At 55.0% G+C, this 16,633-nt stretch carries 16 protein-coding genes; 8 read left to right on the top strand and 8 right to left on the bottom strand.

Features of this window, described 5'->3' with window-relative positions:
- Window positions 1-96: 96 nt before the first annotated feature.
- On the bottom strand, window positions 97-1,170 hold the full coding sequence (locus ACOTY5_RS04450) for an acyltransferase family protein (RefSeq protein WP_045141467.1): 1,074 nt from the start codon (window positions 1,168-1,170) through the stop codon (window positions 97-99).
- 256 nt (window positions 1,171-1,426) lie between these two features.
- Between ACOTY5_RS04450 and lolC the strand changes: the two genes are divergently transcribed.
- Genes lolC through cobB form a run of 5 tightly spaced genes read left to right on the top strand, consistent with a single transcriptional unit; the run spans window position 1,427 to window position 6,366 of the window.
- Window positions 1,427-2,626 (top strand): lipoprotein-releasing ABC transporter permease subunit LolC, encoded by a 1,200-nt coding sequence (lolC, locus tag ACOTY5_RS04455; protein ID WP_033487228.1) that lies wholly within the window; start codon window positions 1,427-1,429, stop codon window positions 2,624-2,626.
- Window positions 2,619-3,320, top strand: a complete 702-nt coding sequence (gene lolD, locus ACOTY5_RS04460) for a lipoprotein-releasing ABC transporter ATP-binding protein LolD (RefSeq protein WP_045141468.1) — start codon at window positions 2,619-2,621, stop codon at window positions 3,318-3,320. Before lolC ends, lolD begins: the two co-directional genes overlap by 8 nt.
- On the top strand, window positions 3,320-4,564 hold the full coding sequence (gene lolE / locus ACOTY5_RS04465) for a lipoprotein-releasing ABC transporter permease subunit LolE (protein WP_017384711.1): 1,245 nt from the start codon (window positions 3,320-3,322) through the stop codon (window positions 4,562-4,564). Before lolD ends, lolE begins: the two co-directional genes overlap by 1 nt.
- A 54-nt stretch (window positions 4,565-4,618) precedes the next feature.
- Window positions 4,619-5,530, top strand: a complete 912-nt coding sequence (gene nagK / locus ACOTY5_RS04470) for an N-acetylglucosamine kinase (protein ID WP_045141469.1) — start codon at window positions 4,619-4,621, stop codon at window positions 5,528-5,530.
- A gap of 14 nt (window positions 5,531-5,544) precedes the next feature.
- Window positions 5,545-6,366 carry a Sir2 family NAD+-dependent deacetylase gene (gene cobB / locus ACOTY5_RS04475; RefSeq protein WP_045141470.1) on the top strand — a complete coding sequence of 274 codons (822 nt, stop codon included), beginning with the start codon at window positions 5,545-5,547 and terminating at the stop codon, window positions 6,364-6,366.
- A 34-nt stretch (window positions 6,367-6,400) separates the two neighbouring features.
- Here the strand turns inward: cobB and potD are convergent, their stop codons facing one another.
- Genes potD through potA form a run of 4 tightly spaced genes read right to left on the bottom strand, consistent with a single transcriptional unit; the run spans window position 6,401 to window position 10,209 of the window.
- Window positions 6,401-7,435 (bottom strand): spermidine/putrescine ABC transporter substrate-binding protein PotD, encoded by a 1,035-nt coding sequence (gene potD / locus ACOTY5_RS04480; RefSeq protein WP_015570806.1) that lies wholly within the window; start codon window positions 7,433-7,435, stop codon window positions 6,401-6,403.
- Window positions 7,432-8,223, bottom strand: a complete 792-nt coding sequence (gene potC, locus ACOTY5_RS04485; protein ID WP_015570805.1) for a spermidine/putrescine ABC transporter permease PotC — start codon at window positions 8,221-8,223, stop codon at window positions 7,432-7,434. Before potC ends, potD begins: the two co-directional genes overlap by 4 nt.
- A complete protein-coding gene (gene potB / locus ACOTY5_RS04490) occupies window positions 8,220-9,077 on the bottom strand; it encodes a spermidine/putrescine ABC transporter permease PotB (RefSeq protein WP_015570804.1) in 858 nt (285 codons plus the stop codon). The genes potC and potB overlap by 4 nt, the downstream gene beginning before the upstream one ends.
- Entirely contained in the window at window positions 9,061-10,209 is a 1,149-nt protein-coding gene (gene potA, locus ACOTY5_RS04495; protein WP_162837483.1) for a spermidine/putrescine ABC transporter ATP-binding protein PotA, read from the bottom strand. The genes potB and potA overlap by 17 nt, the downstream gene beginning before the upstream one ends.
- A 237-nt stretch (window positions 10,210-10,446) precedes the next feature.
- Between potA and pepT the strand changes: the two genes are divergently transcribed.
- Together pepT and ACOTY5_RS04505 are read left to right on the top strand one after the other, a co-directional pair.
- Window positions 10,447-11,670, top strand: coding sequence for a peptidase T (gene pepT, locus ACOTY5_RS04500; protein ID WP_045141471.1), 1,224 nt, complete (start codon window positions 10,447-10,449; stop codon window positions 11,668-11,670).
- Window positions 11,671-11,767: 97 nt separating this feature from the next.
- Window positions 11,768-12,259: an REP-associated tyrosine transposase gene (locus ACOTY5_RS04505; protein ID WP_017384707.1), complete on the top strand. Its 492-nt coding sequence runs from the start codon at window positions 11,768-11,770 to the stop codon at window positions 12,257-12,259.
- An 88-nt stretch (window positions 12,260-12,347) separates the two neighbouring features.
- Here the strand turns inward: ACOTY5_RS04505 and ACOTY5_RS04510 are convergent, their stop codons facing one another.
- The 3 genes from ACOTY5_RS04510 to phoP form a co-directional block, all read right to left on the bottom strand.
- Entirely contained in the window at window positions 12,348-13,469 is a 1,122-nt protein-coding gene (locus ACOTY5_RS04510) for a cupin domain-containing protein (protein ID WP_017384706.1), read from the bottom strand.
- A gap of 91 nt (window positions 13,470-13,560) precedes the next feature.
- On the bottom strand, window positions 13,561-15,012 hold the full coding sequence (gene phoQ / locus ACOTY5_RS04515; RefSeq protein ID WP_074132676.1) for a two-component system sensor histidine kinase PhoQ: 1,452 nt from the start codon (window positions 15,010-15,012) through the stop codon (window positions 13,561-13,563).
- 12 nt (window positions 15,013-15,024) lie between these two features.
- A complete protein-coding gene (gene phoP / locus ACOTY5_RS04520) occupies window positions 15,025-15,696 on the bottom strand; it encodes a two-component system response regulator PhoP (protein ID WP_026094318.1) in 672 nt (223 codons plus the stop codon).
- A 412-nt stretch (window positions 15,697-16,108) separates the two neighbouring features.
- Here phoP and ACOTY5_RS04525 point away from each other — a divergent pair, with 412 nt between their 5' ends.
- The gene (locus ACOTY5_RS04525) at window positions 16,109-16,564 is read left to right on the top strand and encodes an anti-adapter protein IraM (RefSeq protein WP_032653230.1); all 456 of its coding nucleotides are present in this window, start codon (window positions 16,109-16,111) and stop codon (window positions 16,562-16,564) included.
- Window positions 16,565-16,633: the final 69 nt, after the last annotated feature.

A 16,633-nucleotide genomic window follows, 5' to 3' on the forward strand; every position in this document is an offset into this window, starting at 1 on the left:
ACTGATACGCAATGTCTTTATTATCCTCGATCGTTTTACATAAGCAAATCGTAACCGCACAAGAGGGAAAGTGCCCCCGGATGGGGGCCGAGGAGATTAACGGGTAGCAGTCTGTGGCGAAAGCCGCGCGGGAGGGGAGAAGAAAAGATCGCCAAAGAGGGCGGTCGAGAGCTTACGTGCCCCCAGCCCAACCAGCGTGCAGACGAGCAGGCTGATAAATGGATAAACCAGAATCAGCGTTAACTCCGCCCAGATCGGCCAGTACGCCGCATTCATTTCGCGGATCAGGAGCAGGCTAAATGCCTCGATTAAAATGCGGTGGGTGGTATATATCGCGATGGTGTTTGAACCGATGACGTTCAGCAGGTTATTGGGATGAACGGCATAACGCTGCTCGAAGCTGTAAAAGAGCTTCATGATAACTACGATTGACAGCAGAGAGAGCGGCAGAGGGACGTTAGCGAACCACAGTACCACCGACACCGCACCAGAGGCGATGAGGATCAGCCAGCTGCGGCGCAAATTCATCCCTTTCATCCACGCCATCAACTGCGCGCCGTACCATGCGCCGAGGCTGTAGTAGACCATGTTGCGCACCACGCTGTTCATTCCCCACCACGGTAACGGCAGGAAGTTGATGGCGATGCTTGCCAGCGCCAGAAGCCCCAGCATCGGCAGTTTCCAGCGGCTCAGCAGCTTACAGAGCGTAAAGTAGACCACTAAGGCGTACAAATACCATAGGCTGGTGCTGGCCGTGAGCATTCCCCGTACAAACCCTGAAACGGAATCGGCGTAGGCCGCATTGGATGCTGTCGCCAGCTCTCGCTCGGGGGCGAGCCAGGCATTCAGATGAGTCAGCGCCTGCCATTGCAGGACGCCCCACAGGGCCAAAACCCAGACAATGCTCCAGATCCGCTTGTCGAGACTGGTGCGCCAGTTCACCTCGTCAATATATCGACGGATCAAATAGCCGGAGATAAAGAAAAACACCGGCATACGGAACGGGGCAAGGTAAAGATTAAAGTAGACCCAGCATTTGGCGAGCAGGCCCGATAATGGATGCTGTAGCCCGTCCAGGTGAGGATAAAAGGTGATCACCGAGTGGTAAATCACCACCAGGCAGATGCACAGACCTTTTATCTGGTTAATCCATAATGCTTTTTGTTTCATTGTGCGTGACGACCTTGTTGCCATAAACGAAAGGACGATTGTTGTAAAATGAAACCCTGATGTAACGGGTAACAGTCTGTATCAGGACGATTTTCGGAAAAGGTGGAGGCTGTCTGGCGGAAGTTCAGTCAGTAGCATGATGATTTATCTGAATTTTTCGGAAAAATGATTACCGAATCTTACGGTTTCAGTCATTTACGCTTAACGGATTCGCTTATATACTCGTGGGTCTGCTATCAGCAAACAGACGGATTTCATGTATCAACCTGTCGCACTTTTTATAGGCTTACGTTACATGCGTGGGCGCGCCGCGGACCGCTTCGGTCGCTTTGTCTCCTGGCTTTCGACTATTGGCATTACGCTTGGCGTGATGGCACTGGTGACGGTGCTTTCCGTCATGAACGGCTTCGAGCGCGAGCTGCAAAACAATATTCTGGGGCTGATGCCGCAGGCCGTTCTCTCTTCCACTCAGGGCTCCGTTAACCCGCAACAGCTGCCGGAAAGCGCGGTGAAGTTACAGGGTGTCACGCGCGTTGCGCCGCTCACGACGGGCGATGTGGTGCTGCAAAGCGCCCGTAGCGTGGCGGTCGGGGTGATGCTGGGTATCGATCCGGCGCAAAAAGATCCGCTGACGCCGTTCCTGGTCAATGTGAAACAAACCGACCTGGAAGCGGGTAAATACAACGTCATCCTCGGCGAGCAGCTTGCCGGGCAGCTCGGGGTCAACCGTGGCGATCAGCTGCGCGTGATGGTGCCGTCAGCCAGTCAGTTTACGCCGATGGGGCGTCTGCCAAGCCAGCGCCTGTTCAACGTGATTGGCACGTTTGCGGCGAACAGCGAAGTTGATGGTTACCAGATGCTGGTGAACATTCAGGACGCCTCGCGTCTGATGCGCTACCCCGCGGGGAATATCACCGGCTGGCGTCTGTGGCTTGATGCGCCGCTGAAGGTGGATACCCTTAGCCAGCAGATGCTACCGGAAGGGACGAAATGGCAGGACTGGCGCGACCGGAAGGGCGAACTGTTCCAGGCCGTGCGCATGGAGAAAAACATGATGGGGCTGCTGCTGAGCCTGATCGTGGCCGTTGCCGCGTTTAATATCATCACCTCGCTCGGGCTGATGGTGATGGAGAAGCAAGGCGAAGTCGCCATTCTGCAAACTCAGGGGCTGACTCCGCGCCAGATCATGGCGGTATTTATGGTCCAGGGCGCGAGCGCTGGCATCATCGGCGCGCTGCTCGGCGCGGCGCTGGGGGCGCTGCTCGCCAGCCAGCTCAACAATCTCATGCCGATTATCGGCGCGCTGCTTGATGGCGCGGCGCTGCCGGTGGCAATCGAGCCGCTCCAGGTGGTCGGTATTGCGCTGGCCGCGATGGCCATTGCGCTGCTTTCTACGCTTTATCCTTCCTGGCGGGCTGCCGCCACTCAACCCGCTGAGGCTTTACGTTATGAATAAGATCCTGTTGCAGTGCGACAACCTGTCCAAACGCTATCAGGAAGGCACTGTGCAGACCGACGTGTTGCACAATGTGAGTTTTAGCGTGGGCGAAGGCGAGATGATGGCGATTGTCGGTAGCTCTGGCTCCGGTAAAAGTACGTTGCTGCACCTGCTTGGCGGGCTGGACGCGCCAACCGAAGGCGATGTGATCTTCTCCGGGCAGCCGCTGAGTAAAATGTCGTCTACGGCGAAAGCCGAGCTGCGTAACCGCGAGCTGGGCTTTATCTATCAGTTCCACCATCTGCTGCCGGACTTTACGGCGCTGGAAAACGTCGCAATGCCGCTGCTGATTGGTAAAAAGAAACCCGCGGAAATTAATGCCCGCGCCAGCGACATGCTAAAAGCGGTAGGGCTGGGTCATCGCGGAAATCACCGTCCGTCTGAGCTTTCCGGCGGTGAGCGTCAGCGTGTGGCCATCGCCCGTGCGCTGGTCAACAACCCGCGCCTGGTGCTGGCGGATGAACCGACAGGTAACCTCGATGCGCGTAACGCAGACAGCATTTTCCAGCTTCTCGGCGAACTGAACGCCGCGCAGGGAACCGCGTTTCTGGTGGTCACCCACGATTTACAACTGGCTAAGCGGATGGGGCGTCAGCTGGAAATGCGCGACGGTCGTCTGAATGCTGAACTGACGCTGATGGGAGCGGAGTAATGGCTTCACCGTTATCGTTACTCATCGGGTTACGCTTTAGCCGCGGTCGTCGCCGGAGCGGGATGGTATCCCTTATCTCCGTGATCTCCACCATCGGTATCGCCCTGGGCGTGGCGGTGTTGATCGTGGGCTTAAGCGCCATGAACGGCTTTGAGCGTGAACTGAATAACCGCATTCTGGCCGTTGTCCCCCACGGTGAAATCGAGCCGGTTAACCAGCCGTGGTCCAGCTGGCGTGATGCCCTTAACAAAGTGGAAAAGGTGCCCGGCATTGCGGCGGCTGCACCTTACATCAACTTTACCGGGCTGGTAGAGAGCGGGGTAAACCTGCGCGCCATTCAGGTGAAAGGGGTAAATCCTCGTCAGGAAGAGCGTCTGAGCGCGCTGCCGCGCTATGTGCAAAATGGCGCATGGGCAAACTTTAAGGCTGGCGAGCAGCAGATCATTATGGGCAAAGGCGTTGCCGATGCGCTGAAGGTGAAGCAGGGCGACTGGGTCTCGATCATGATCCCGAACGCCAGCGCTGATCACAAATTGCAGCAGCCTAAGCGCGTACGTCTGCACGTCACCGGTATTTTGCAACTGAGCGGCCAGCTCGATCACAGCTTCGCGATGGTGCCGCTGGAAGATGCGCGCCAGTATCTGGATATGAGCGACAGCGTGACGGGCATTGCCATTAAGGTTAACGACGTCTTCAACGCCAATAAACTGGTGCGTGACGCTGGCAGCGTGACCAATAACTATGTCTACATCAAAAGCTGGATCGGCACTTACGGGTATATGTACCGTGATATCCAGATGATCCGCGCGATTATGTATCTGGCGATGGTGCTGGTGATTGGGGTGGCGTGTTTTAATATCGTCTCGACGCTGGTCATGGCCGTTAAGGATAAGAGCGGCGACATCGCCGTGCTGCGTACCTTAGGGGCGAAAGACGGTCTTATTCGCGCCATCTTCGTCTGGTACGGTTTGCTGGCGGGGCTGTTTGGCAGCCTCTGCGGCGTGGCGATCGGCGTGGTGGTTTCCCTTCAGCTGACGCCGATTATCAACGGGATTGAAGCGCTTATTGGCCATCAGTTCCTGTCAGGCGATATCTATTTTATTGACTTCCTGCCGTCTGAACTGCACTGGCTGGACGTTATTTATGTGCTGGTTACAGCACTTTTACTGAGTCTGCTGGCAAGCTGGTATCCGGCGCGTCGCGCAAGCCGAATTGATCCGGCGAGGGTATTAAGTGGCCAGTAATTTCGTCATGGTTTAGCGGTCTTTTGGCCGCTGAATCAAACAGAGGAATGCATCATGTATTACGGATTTGATATTGGCGGCACCAAGATTGCGCTCGGCGTGTTCGATAAAGACCTTAAGCTACAATGGGAAACCCGCGTACCCACGCCGCGCGAAAGCTACGATGAATTTTTAACCGCCATTGCCGCGCTGGTGGCGCAAGCGGATGAACGCTTTGGCGTCAAAGGCAGCGTCGGCATTGGTATTCCGGGTATGCCCGAAACCGACGATGGCACGCTGTATGCCGCCAACGTTCCTGCTGCCAGCGGCAAACCGCTGCGTGCCGATCTTTCTGCTCTCCTTGAGCGCGACGTGCGCTCAGACAACGATGCCAACTGTTTTGCTCTCTCAGAGGCCTGGGACGACGAGTTTCGTCACTATCCGCTGGTGATGGGGTTGATTCTAGGAACCGGCGTGGGGGGCGGGATAATCATTAACGGTAAGCCCATTACCGGGCGCAGCTACATTACCGGCGAATTTGGTCATATCCGTCTGCCGGTGGATGCGCTGGATGTTGTCGGACGTGATTTCCCGTTTATCCGCTGCGGTTGTGGTCAGCACGGCTGTATTGAGAGTTACCTTTCAGGCCGTGGGTTTGCATGGCTTTATGAACACTTCTATCATCAGAAACATGACGCCCCCCAAATCATTACCCTGTGGGAACAAGGGGATGCGCAGGCGCGAGAGCACGTTGAACGCTATCTCGACCTGCTGGCCGTGTGCCTGGGGAATATCCTGACCATCGTCGACCCGGATCTGCTGGTGATCGGGGGAGGGCTGTCAAATTTCACTGCGATTACAGAACAGTTGTCCGGGCGTCTGCCCCGACATTTATTGCCGGTCGCCCGCGTGCCGCGCATTGAACGCGCGCGACACGGGGACGCAGGAGGCATGCGCGGAGCCGCATTCCTTCATCTCACCGATTAGTTTACGAGGTTATTATGCTGTCGCGTCGCCAGGGTCGACTCAGCCGTTTTCGCAAAAATAAACGCCGCTTACGTGAACGCCTGCGTCAGCGGATCTTTTTCAGAGACAGGATGATGCCAGAAGCGATGGATAAACCCAGAGTGGTGGTGTTGACCGGGGCGGGGATCTCCGCCGAATCCGGTATTCAGACCTTCCGCGCGGCGGACGGACTGTGGGAAGAACACCGAGTTGAAGATGTGGCGACGCCGGAAGGTTTCACCCGCGACCCGGCGCTGGTGCAGGCGTTCTACAACGCCCGCCGTCGCCAGCTTCAGCAGCCGGAGATTGCGCCGAATGCGGCGCACCTGGCGCTGGCAAAGCTGGAGGAAGCGCTGGGGGATCGTTTTCTGCTGGTCACGCAGAACATCGACAATCTTCACGAAAGGGCCGGAAACCGCAACATCATTCACATGCACGGCGAACTGCTCAAGGTGCGGTGCGCATGGAGTGGTCAGGTGCTGGACTGGAAAGAGGACGTGCTGGACGAAGACCGCTGCCACTGCTGTCAGTTCCCTTCGCGTCTGCGTCCGCATGTGGTCTGGTTTGGCGAAATGCCGCTGGGAATGGATGAGATCTACAGCGCCCTGGCTATGGCGGACGTCTTTATCGCCATTGGCACTTCGGGACATGTCTATCCGGCGGCAGGATTTGTTCACGAAGCGCGACTGCAAGGTGCCCATACGGTGGAGCTTAATCTGGAGCCAAGCCAGGTCGGGAGCGAGTTTGAAGAGAAACATTACGGTCTGGCGAGCGAGGTGGTGCCAGCCTTTGTGGATAAACTCCTGAAGGGGCTGTAAGAGTAACGGGCGACATTGCGTCGCCCGTTGTGCATTAACGGCCTGCTTTTAGCTTCTGATAATACTCTTCATACAGGCGGCTCGCGTCACCGACGTCGTTCTGCCATTCCCCTTTGCTGATGGTTTCAGCGTCCGGATAAAGCGATTTATCATTTGCCACTTCAGGGCTTAACAGCTTCCGCGCGGCCAGGTTTGGCGTCGGGTAGCCGATGGTTTCCGCCACCTCTTTTGCCACATCCGGGCGCAGCAGGAAATTGATCAGCTTCAGGGCGCCCTCGACGTTTTTCGCATTCGCCGGGATCGCGAGGCTGTCCATCCAGAAGATGCCGCCCTCCTTCGGCCAGACCACCTCCAGCGGCGTCCCGGCCTGACGCGCCACAAACGCAGAGCCGTTCCAGACCATACCCAGATTCACTTCACCTTCCATATACGGGTTAGCCGGGTTATCCGAGTTGAACGCCGCCACGTTTGGCATCAGCTTTTTCAGTTCGTTATACGCCGCTTCGATCTCTTTCGGATCGGTGGTGTTACCGGAATAGCCGAGTTTACGCAGCGCAACCTGGAACACTTCGCGCGCATCGTCGGTTAACAGCAGGCTGCTTTTGTATTCCGGCTTCCACAGGTCAGCCCAGGATGAAACCGTTTTTGGATCAATGGCATCGCTGTTGACGCCAATTGCCGTCGCGCCCCAGATGTACGGAATGGAGTAGTCGTTGTTCGGGTCGAACGGCTTGTTTAGCATCTCAGGATCGAGGTTTGAAAAATTGGTTAGCTTCGTTTTGTCGATCTTCTGGATCATGCCTTCTTTGCGCATCTTGTCGACGAAATAGGTCGACGGCACCACCAGGTCATACGCGCCATCTTTATAGGTTTTGAGCTTGGCGTACATGGTTTCATTCGACTCGTAGGTCGAATAGATCACCTTGATGCCCGTCTCTTTGGTGAACTGCTCCAGCAGGCCCGGCGGCACATACTCGGTCCAGTTGTAGAAATAGAGCGTTTTGCTGTCATCAGCATGCGCGGCGCCCATTCCGAGCACCAGTGCCGCAGCGGCAAGCATTTTTTTCATTTCTGTGTCCCCTGAGATTTTGTTTTATCACGAGCAATAACCTGGCTGGCAATTACCAGAACCAGCGATAACACCAACAGAATAGTCGCCAGCGCGTTCACTTCGGGTGAAACACCGACTTTAACCATTGAGTAGATCTTCAACGGCAGAATTTCATAGCTCGGCCCGGTGACGAAGGAGGACACGACCACGTCGTCCATCGACAGGGTAAAGCTGAGCAGCCATCCTGCTGCCACGGCGGGCATCGCCAGCGGCAGAATGATTTTGCGCAGAATGGTCATCTCGCTCGCACCCAGATCTTTCGCCGCTTCCAGCATGCGTACGTCGAACCCTTTCAGACGCGCGTAGACGGTTACCACCACAAACGGCAGACAGAAGGTGATATGCGAGAACAGCAGCGACCAGAAACCGAGCTGGACGCCCAGCAGCATAAACAGCACCAGCAGTGAAATGGCCATCACGATATCCGGGGACATCATCACCACAAACAGCATGCCACTGACGAACGGCTTACCGCGAAAACGGTAGCGGTACAGCGCCACGGCGGTCAGTGAGCCAATCAGCGTCGCGAAGGTGGCAGAAAATACCGCCATCGTCAGCGAGTGCTGAGCGGCCTGTAGCAGGCTGTCATTGTTCATCAGCAGGCCATACCATTTGGTGGTAAACCCTTGCCAGTTGATCCCGAAGCGTGAGCTGTTAAAGGAGTTCACGATCAAAATGATTATCGGAATATAGAGATACGCATAAATGGCGGTCATAAAACCGCCGCGAAGCAGTCGACCGATCATTCCAGCTCCACCTTCTTATTCAGCAGGCGTGATGCACGCCAGTAAACCAGCAGCATCAGCCCCATCACCACCGTCAGCGTTATGCTGGTGGCCGAGCCGAACGGCCAGTCGCGGATATTCAGGAACTGGCTCTTAATCACGTTACCGATCAGCAGGTTTTTCGCCCCGCCCATCAGGTCCGATACGTAGAACAGGCCCATCGCAGGCAGCATGACCAGCAGACAGCCGGCGATAATACCCGGCATGGTCAGCGGAATAATGATGCGGACAAAGGTTTGTAACTTACTGGCGCCCAGGTCTTTCGCCGCTTCCAGCAGCGGTTTATCGAGCTTTTCAATGCTGGAGTAGAGCGGCATCACCATAAACGGCAGCAGGATATAGACCAGGCCGACAATTACCGCGCCCGGGGTGAACATGATGCGGATCGGCGTCTCGATCACCCCCAGCCACAGCAGGAACTCGTTCAGATAACCTTTGGTGCTGAGAAAGATTTTCAGCCCGTAGATGCGGATTAACGAGTTGGTCCAGAACGGCACAATCAGTAAAAACAGCAGCAGCGGCCGCACTTTTTGCGGCAGGCGGGCCAGGAACCAGGCGAATGGATACCCCAGCACCAGACAGGCGAGGGTGGCAATCAGCGCCATATTGAGCGAGTGCAGCAGCACGTCAAAATAGAGCGGATCGAGCAGGCGCGCGTAGTTGTCCAGCGTAAAGACCATCGTCACGAAGTTCGCGTCGTCGCGGGTCAGGAAGCTGGTCACGATGATCATCAGGTTGGGAAGAAAGACAAACAACACAAGCCAACCGACGATCGTGGCAATCACCACATTCTGGAACTTACTTGTGTTCTTCATCAGCCAGTACAACCTCCCAGCTTTCTACCCAGTTGATGACCATTTTCTGATCCAGCGAGTGGTCGAAGTCCGGATCGTCCTCGTTAAAGAACTCGCTGACCATCACCATTTTACCGTTTTCCAGTTCCACAACGGATTCGAGGGTCATTCCCTTGTAGTTGCGTTCGCGAACGTAACCGATCAGACCTTCGACGTCAGCCGTGTCGTGGATCTCATCAACGCGGAGATCTTCCGGGCGCAGCAGGACGTTGAGCTTTTGACCCTTCTCGACGGCAAAGTTGACGGTAATATTGCATTCGCGGCCTTCCACGTTCGCGCGAACGCGCCGATCGTCCAGATGCTCGATCACCGTGGCGTTAAAGATATTGATTTCGCCAATAAAGCTGGCGACGAACAGGTTTTTCGGCTCTTCGTAAATTTCACGCGGGGTGCCATCCTGCTCAATCTTGCCGTCGCGCATCACCACGATACGGTCTGACATGGTCAGGGCTTCTTCCTGATCGTGCGTGACAAACACGAACGTGATGCCGAGCTTACGCTGAAGCGCTTTCAGCTCGTTCTGCATCTGCTTGCGCAGCTTGTAGTCCAGCGCGGAGAGGGATTCATCCAGCAGGAGCAGGCGAGGTTTGTTGACCACGGCGCGGGCAATGGCCACACGCTGCTGCTGACCACCGGAAAGTTGATGCGGCTTGCGCTGGGCGAACGCCTCCAGCTGTACCATGCGCAGGGCTTCGGTAACCCGAGGTGGGATCTCGCTGGCCGGTGTTTTTTGCATCCGCAGGCCAAACGCCACGTTCTCAAACACGGTCATGTGCGGGAACAGGGCATAGCTCTGAAAGACGGTATTGACGTGGCGATCTTCGGCTGGAACCTGGGTTATGTCCTGGTTCTCAAGATGGATATGGCCGTTATCGACGCTTTCCAGCCCGGCGATAAGGCGCAGGACGGTGGTTTTGCCGCAGCCGGAGGGGCCGAGCAGCGTGAGAAACTCACCGTCATTGATGGTCAGATTAAGGTCGGAAATGACATCTTTGCCATCGAAACTTTTACGAATTCGTTCCAGTTGCACCAGCGGTGAAAGGGAACGGGGTTGTGTATTCAATTTTCGCGCTGTCCCATATAGACGCCTCAGGCAGCAGACTGAAGCGGGGTTTGTGTGTAACCACCTTGGTGACTCGTAATGAGGGCGGACATTCTACGGCAAACCCATTGAATCGCCAATCCTTCTCACTTATTCATAAGCTACATTTATTAACGCACAACGATATAAACGTAAAAAGTTCTCGTTTGCGGGATAAAAGTGACCTGACGCAATATTTGCGTTTTGCTGCTTAATGATAATGTTGTCACAAAAAGTGAGGGTGACTGCATGGATAAACTACTTGAGCGTTTCTTACATTACGTTTCGCTGGATACCCAATCTAAGCCGGGGGTCCGACAGGTGCCAAGCACCGAAGGCCAGTGGAAGCTGCTAAATCTGCTGAAAGAGCAGCTGGAGGCCATGGGGCTGGTTGATGTCACGCTCAGCGAAAAAGGGACCGTGATGGGAACGCTGCCGGCGAATATTGACGGCGATATCCCGGCAATTGGCTTTATTTCTCATGTCGATACCTCACCTGATTTTAGCGGTAAACACGTAAACCCGCAGATTGTTGAAAACTACCGCGGCGGTGATATTGCGCTGGGCATTGGCGACGAAGTGCTGTCGCCGGTGATGTTCCCGGTACTGCATCAGCTGCTGGGGCAGACGTTAATCACCACTGACGGCAAAACCTTGCTGGGGGCCGATGACAAAGCGGGCGTCGCCGAGATCATGACGGCGCTGGCGGTGCTGAAGGGCAAAAATATCCCACATGGCGATATCCGCGTGGCCTTCACGCCGGATGAAGAGGTTGGAAAAGGCGCGAAACACTTTGACGTTGAGGCGTTTAACGCGCAGTGGGCCTACACCGTCGACGGTGGCGGCGTGGGTGAACTGGAGTATGAAAACTTTAACGCGGCATCGGTGACGATCAAAATCGTTGGGAATAACGTGCACCCGGGGTCTGCGAAAGGGGTGATGGTGAATGCGCTGTCGCTGGCTGCGCGTATTCATGCGGAAGTGCCCGCCGAAGAGAGCCCGGAGATGACGGAAGGGTATGAGGGTTTTTATCATCTGACCAGCATCAAGGGGACCGTGGACAGCGCGCAGATGCACTATATTGTCCGCGATTTCGACCGCAAAGCCTTTGAAGCACGCAAACGTAAGATGATGGAGATCGCGAAAAAGGTCGGCAAGGGGCTACATCCGGATTGCTATATTGAACTCATCATCGAAGACAGCTATTACAATATGCGCGATAAGGTGATGGAGCATCCGCATATTCTTGATATCGCCCAGCAGGCGATGCGCGATTGTGACATCGAGCCGGTGATGAAACCGATCCGTGGCGGTACCGATGGTTCACAGCTGTCGTTTATGGGCCTGCCGTGCCCGAACCTGTTTACCGGTGGATATAACTACCACGGCAAGCATGAATTCGTGACGCTGGAAGGGATGGAGAAAGCGGTGCAGGTGATCGTGCGGATAGCGGAGTTAACCGCGAAGCGGTAATGTTTTATGCCGGGTGGCGGCTACGCCTTACCCGGCCTACATTTCGATCGTAGGCCCGGTAAGCGCAGCGCCACCGGGCAATGGGCAAGGAGTGCCAATGTCAAACTACCGCCGCCACTACATCCCCGGTGGGACCTGGTTTTTCACCGTCAATCTGCAAAACCGCCAGAGCGATTTACTTACTCGCCACATCGACAGCCTGCGTTCCGCTACCGCCACGGTTAAGCGTGCGAAGCCCTTCACCATTAACGCCTGGGTTATCCTGCCTGAACATATGCACTGTATCTGGACCCTGCCGGAAGGGGACAGTGACTTTTCAGCGCGCTGGCGCGACATCAAAAAAACGTTTAGCCGCAACATTGAAATGCGCCACGTCTGGCAACCGCGTTTCTGGGAGCACACTATTCGCAATGAGCAGGATTATCGGCGGCATATGGATTACGTCTACATCAATCCGCTGAAGCATGGCTATGTCGGGAAAGTCGTCGACTGGCCATATTCAACGTTTCATCGGGACGTGCGGGAGGGGTTATATCCGGCAGACTGGGCGGGTGAGATTGAGGATTTTGCGGCGGGGGAGCGGAAGTAAAACAAAGCCGGGTGGCGGCTACGCCTTACCCGACCTACATTTCGATCGTAGGCCCGGTAAGCGCAGCGTCACCGGGCATTAAAGCGGCTCAGTCCTCAAAAAACCAGTACCCGCTGTTCACCAGCGCGGCCAGCATGGCGAGGAAGGAGGGATCGTCCAGTGCGTCGCCAAAGGTATCCGCAGTCAGCACCATATGGCTGGCAATCGCTTCCAGCGCCGGGCGATGCGGAGAGTCCAGGCGCTCGCCGTTGACGAATACCTCTTCGCCAATGCGTAGTACGCGTAATCCGCCCAGACGAACCAGCTTATCGCCCTGCTGGAGCGCATCATAAATTTCATCTGCCTGATAAGGCGGCTCTGGCGGTGCGACGTCCAGTTCGTGACGCGACTGGCTGATAAACTCGCCAAACCACTGTCTGAAGTGCTCGGGTTCGTTGATCAGATCCAGCATCATCCCGCGCAGCTTATCCAGCTCCTCTGGCAGAATATCCGCCGGGTGCTCACGCGCCGGAACGTCCGGATCGCTGTAACGGTAGCTGCCCAGCTCACGCTGTAAAACATAGTCAGCAAATCCGCTGATCATCTCGCGCCCGCTTGGCGCGCGGAAACCAACCGAATAGTTCAGCGAGTTTTCCAGGGAATAACCTTCATGCGGGAAGCCCGGTGGGATATAAAGAATGTCACCTGGCTCCAGCTCTTCATCAATGATCCCTTCAAACGGGTCAACCTGAAGCAGATCCGGGTGCGGGCAGTGCTGCTTCATTGGCACTTTTTCGCCCACGCGCCAGCGACGGCGACCGGTACCCTGAATGATAAACACGTCGTACTGATCCAGATGCGGACCCACGCCGCCACCGGGAACGGAGAAGGAGATCATCAGATCGTCCATTCGCCAGTCTGGCAGGGCGCGGAAGGGACGCATTAAGGCTGCGGTGGGTTCGTGCCAGTTGTTGACCGCCTGCACCAGTAAAGACCAGTTGTTTTCGCCCAGATGATCGTAGCTTTCAAAGGGACCGTGGCTGACCTGCCATTTCCCGTCCTGGTGGCTCACCAGACGGCTGTCTACCTCGTTTTCCATCGCCAGACCAGCGAGTTCGTCAGGAGAAATAGGGTCGATAAAATTGCTGATCCCGCGTTTAAGAACGACCGGGCGTTTTTGCCAGTAACGTTCAATAAATTCGGGCCAGTTAAGCGTTAATTGATAATCCATATTTTTGTATTCCGCAGGCTCTTACTGAGACGGATTATAACGGAAGCACCGCCCCCTGACTGCGAGATCCGCGTATTTTTCACATTTCGGGTCAACTATCGTTCGATACGGGATGCTGGCGGCCAAAAATGACTTCCATACGGGCACCGCCCAGCAAACTTTCACCGGTTTCAATCTTGCCCTCGTACTGATCGACGATTTCCCTGGCGACGGATAATCCGACGCCCTGGCCTGGCCGCAGCGTATCGGCGCGCTGGCCGCGATCGAACACCACTTCGCGTTTATTACGGGGAATGCCAGGACCATCATCCTCAACGATAATATGCAGTTCGTTATCCGTTACCCGCGCGGACACCTCGACAAACTCCAGACAATATTTGCAGGCGTTATCGAGCAGGTTTCCCATCACTTCCATAAAGTCATTTTTCTCACCGACAAAGCTAATTTCCGGTGAGATATCCAGACTGATGTTGACCCCTTTACGCTGGTACACCTTGTTCAGCGCAGAGGTGAGGTTATCCAGCAGCGGGGCTACCGGGTGCAGTTCACGGCTCAACAGGGCGCTTCCGGAACGCATGCTCGCGCGGTGCAGGTAATAGCCGATCTGCTGTGAAATACGGCTGATTTGTTCCAGCATCACCGGCTCGGCGTCATCCATGCTCATTTTCGAACTGCGCATGGAACGCAGGGTACTCTGCATCACGGCCAGCGGGGTTTTCAGGCTGTGCGTAAGGTCGGTGAGCGTCGTGCGATACTTGTCGTAGCGTTCACGTTCGCTTTTCAGCAGGCGGTTGAGGTTGCGCACCAGGCTGGTCAGCTCACGCGTGGTCTCCGGGTTTAGCTTCTCGCGGTGATGTTCCTCCAGCTCGCGCACCTCTTTGGCAAGGGATTCAATCGGGCGGAGGCTCCACCACGCAGCCACCCACAGGAGAGGGATCACCAGCAGCAGATTGGCAGCCAGAACATACACAAACCAGTTCCAGACCATATACGAGCGTTTCAGCTCAACCGGTATGGTATCGATCACCACAATGGTTAACTGCGGCATGTTCAGGGTGGCGGGGTAAAGGTTGATGGCCACAGAGTGGGTCATCTCCGTGTCGTCATCTTCGGCACGGATCTCATTAAGCTTGATCTGTAAGGCGCGATCGTCACGCAGCAGGCTGCTGGTGGAGTTGAGGTCGGCTTCTATTTCATGAAAACCGTTGGTTTTCAGCCATTCCGGACGGATGCGCTTTTTCAACCACGGGACATCGCGCTGGGCCCACAGCAATTTCCCTTTTTCATCATAGATCAGCGCCAGCGTCGGGCTCTGCTGATTCAGGTTTTCCGGCATCTCGACGGTGATTCGGTTGTTCTCCCACTTCGCCAGGGTATAAAACAGGTTACTTTCGCCGCGAAGCAGGCGGAAGGTGGTTTTATCGAAGCTCACGCTATAACCGACCAACGCCACCATCCCGTAAGAGAGCGACAGCACCAGCACGACGGCGGCGGTTGCCAGCAAAAAGCGAACCCGCAGCGAAAGGGGTAAAATGTGGCGCAATATCCCTTTCGTTTAGCGTAATTCGAACAGGTAGCCCTGACCACGCACGGTGGTGATCACGTCATGCGGGTACTGCGCCTGAATTTTTTTACGCAGGCGACCCATCAGTACGTCAATGGTGTGGCTTTCGCGCAGCTCGGCATCCGGATAGAGCTGAAGCATCAGGGAATCTTTGCTCACCACTTTACCGTTGTTACGGATCAGCGTTTCCATGATGGTGTATTCGAATGCGGTCAGCTTGATCACTTCATCATTAATAGAAAATTCGCGGCGAGAGAGGTCCACCTGGAACGGCGGCAGAGAGATAACCTGTGACGCCAGCCCGCTGTTGCGGCGCAGCAGCGCCTGCATACGCGCAGCGACTTCTTCAATATGGAAGGGTTTGGTCACGTAGTCATCCGCGCCAGCGCTCAGGACTTCAACCTTGTCCTGCCAGCCTTCGCGGGCAGTCAGCACCAGTACCGGCAGGGAAACGTCATGGCTACGCCAGCGGCGGATAAGGGACAATCCGTCTTCATCCGGCAGGCCTAAATCGACAATGGCGATGTCCGGCAGGTGTTCATTGAGATAATAATCGGCCTCTTTTGCGTCTTCAGCATCATCCACCTGATGACCCATCTCCTGAAGTTGAACTTTCAGGTGATGACGTAGCAATGCGTTATCCTCAACAACCAGTACGCGCATCATCACTTCTCCCTTTATAAATGGTATGAATAGTTTAACGCTGATTATTCAGGTTGACACCAGCGCAATGAAATTAAATGATTTTTTCATGCTCCCGAACACAGGGGGGGATGACGCCAGGCACCTGATTATTAAGTATGTTGACCTGAGCCTGGTTCATATCACCCACCCAACTCACGTAAGCCTCATGCGCCCCCAGCAGGCGCGGGTAATATAAACTGACTTGTTTTCGCAAGCTTTCGCAATCCCGATAAAACAGCCATCCGTTTATGAACTGTTGAAGGCGAGTCGCTTTTTGGACAGCACGGGCACGCCAGTTTTGTAAATATTGCCCTTTTTTTTGTAAGGATGTTCTCACTATGCCTGGCTTTGTCTACGCTTATTTTATGGTGCGAAATTAGATTTGCATAAGATGTGCCAGAAAAGCAGTATTTTTACACAACAAAACAGCAATATAGCGAGTAAAGAGGACTTTATGGAATGGAAGGTTGTTGAGACTATTGCGAGCCCGGAAAGCGGAACCATCTTTTGCAAAGTTGAAACACAGTATGGCCTGAATTATATCCTGTGGTTAAAGGGAGATTATTACGTTCGTACAGGTGAAATCATCACCACTTCAAACCAGGGGATCCTGATTAACGATCGGCGGCGTAGAGTATGGATAGCGCAGGCAATGCCCTTTACATCAATAGGCTGGATGGGGTTCAAACAGAAAAACGCGTGTCCAGGCAACCGACAGGAGATGGATCGCCTGTGCACGGCTGAAACCCCGTGCCAGTTCAAACTGTGCCCGTTCGGCTTAAAACGGTATATTCCGGAAAGTTATTCCACGGCAAAAAATAACAATCAGCCTGACGGCAGGCTCTAATCCCGGCAAAACAGATAATGTGACGTGAAATGTCGGCTCGATGATGTAAAGCAGCCCCCTTTCCGGGTG

This window comes from Enterobacter cloacae complex sp. SHL018 (assembly GCF_049237905.1).
GTDB classification, from domain to species: Bacteria; Pseudomonadota; Gammaproteobacteria; order Enterobacterales; family Enterobacteriaceae; genus Enterobacter; species Enterobacter hormaechei_C.

Excerpts from the sequence above, each read along its gene's own strand:
- ACOTY5_RS04450 (WP_045141467.1), bottom strand. The coding sequence starts at position 1,170 with ATGAAACAAAAAGCATTATGGATTAACCAGATAAAAGGTCTGTGCATC.
- lolC (WP_033487228.1), top strand. The coding sequence starts at position 1,427 with ATGTATCAACCTGTCGCACTTTTTATAGGCTTACGTTACATGCGTGGG.
- lolD (WP_045141468.1), top strand. The coding sequence starts at position 2,619 with ATGAATAAGATCCTGTTGCAGTGCGACAACCTGTCCAAACGCTATCAG.
- lolE (WP_017384711.1), top strand. The coding sequence starts at position 3,320 with ATGGCTTCACCGTTATCGTTACTCATCGGGTTACGCTTTAGCCGCGGT.
- nagK (WP_045141469.1), top strand. The coding sequence starts at position 4,619 with ATGTATTACGGATTTGATATTGGCGGCACCAAGATTGCGCTCGGCGTG.
- cobB (WP_045141470.1), top strand. The coding sequence starts at position 5,545 with ATGCTGTCGCGTCGCCAGGGTCGACTCAGCCGTTTTCGCAAAAATAAA.
- potD (WP_015570806.1), bottom strand. The coding sequence starts at position 7,435 with ATGAAAAAAATGCTTGCCGCTGCGGCACTGGTGCTCGGAATGGGCGCC.
- potC (WP_015570805.1), bottom strand. The coding sequence starts at position 8,223 with ATGATCGGTCGACTGCTTCGCGGCGGTTTTATGACCGCCATTTATGCG.
- potB (WP_015570804.1), bottom strand. The coding sequence starts at position 9,077 with ATGAAGAACACAAGTAAGTTCCAGAATGTGGTGATTGCCACGATCGTC.
- pepT (WP_045141471.1), top strand. The coding sequence starts at position 10,447 with ATGGATAAACTACTTGAGCGTTTCTTACATTACGTTTCGCTGGATACC.
- ACOTY5_RS04505 (WP_017384707.1), top strand. The coding sequence starts at position 11,768 with ATGTCAAACTACCGCCGCCACTACATCCCCGGTGGGACCTGGTTTTTC.
- ACOTY5_RS04510 (WP_017384706.1), bottom strand. The coding sequence starts at position 13,469 with ATGGATTATCAATTAACGCTTAACTGGCCCGAATTTATTGAACGTTAC.
- phoP (WP_026094318.1), bottom strand. The coding sequence starts at position 15,696 with ATGCGCGTACTGGTTGTTGAGGATAACGCATTGCTACGTCATCACCTG.
- ACOTY5_RS04525 (WP_032653230.1), top strand. The coding sequence starts at position 16,109 with ATGTGCCAGAAAAGCAGTATTTTTACACAACAAAACAGCAATATAGCG.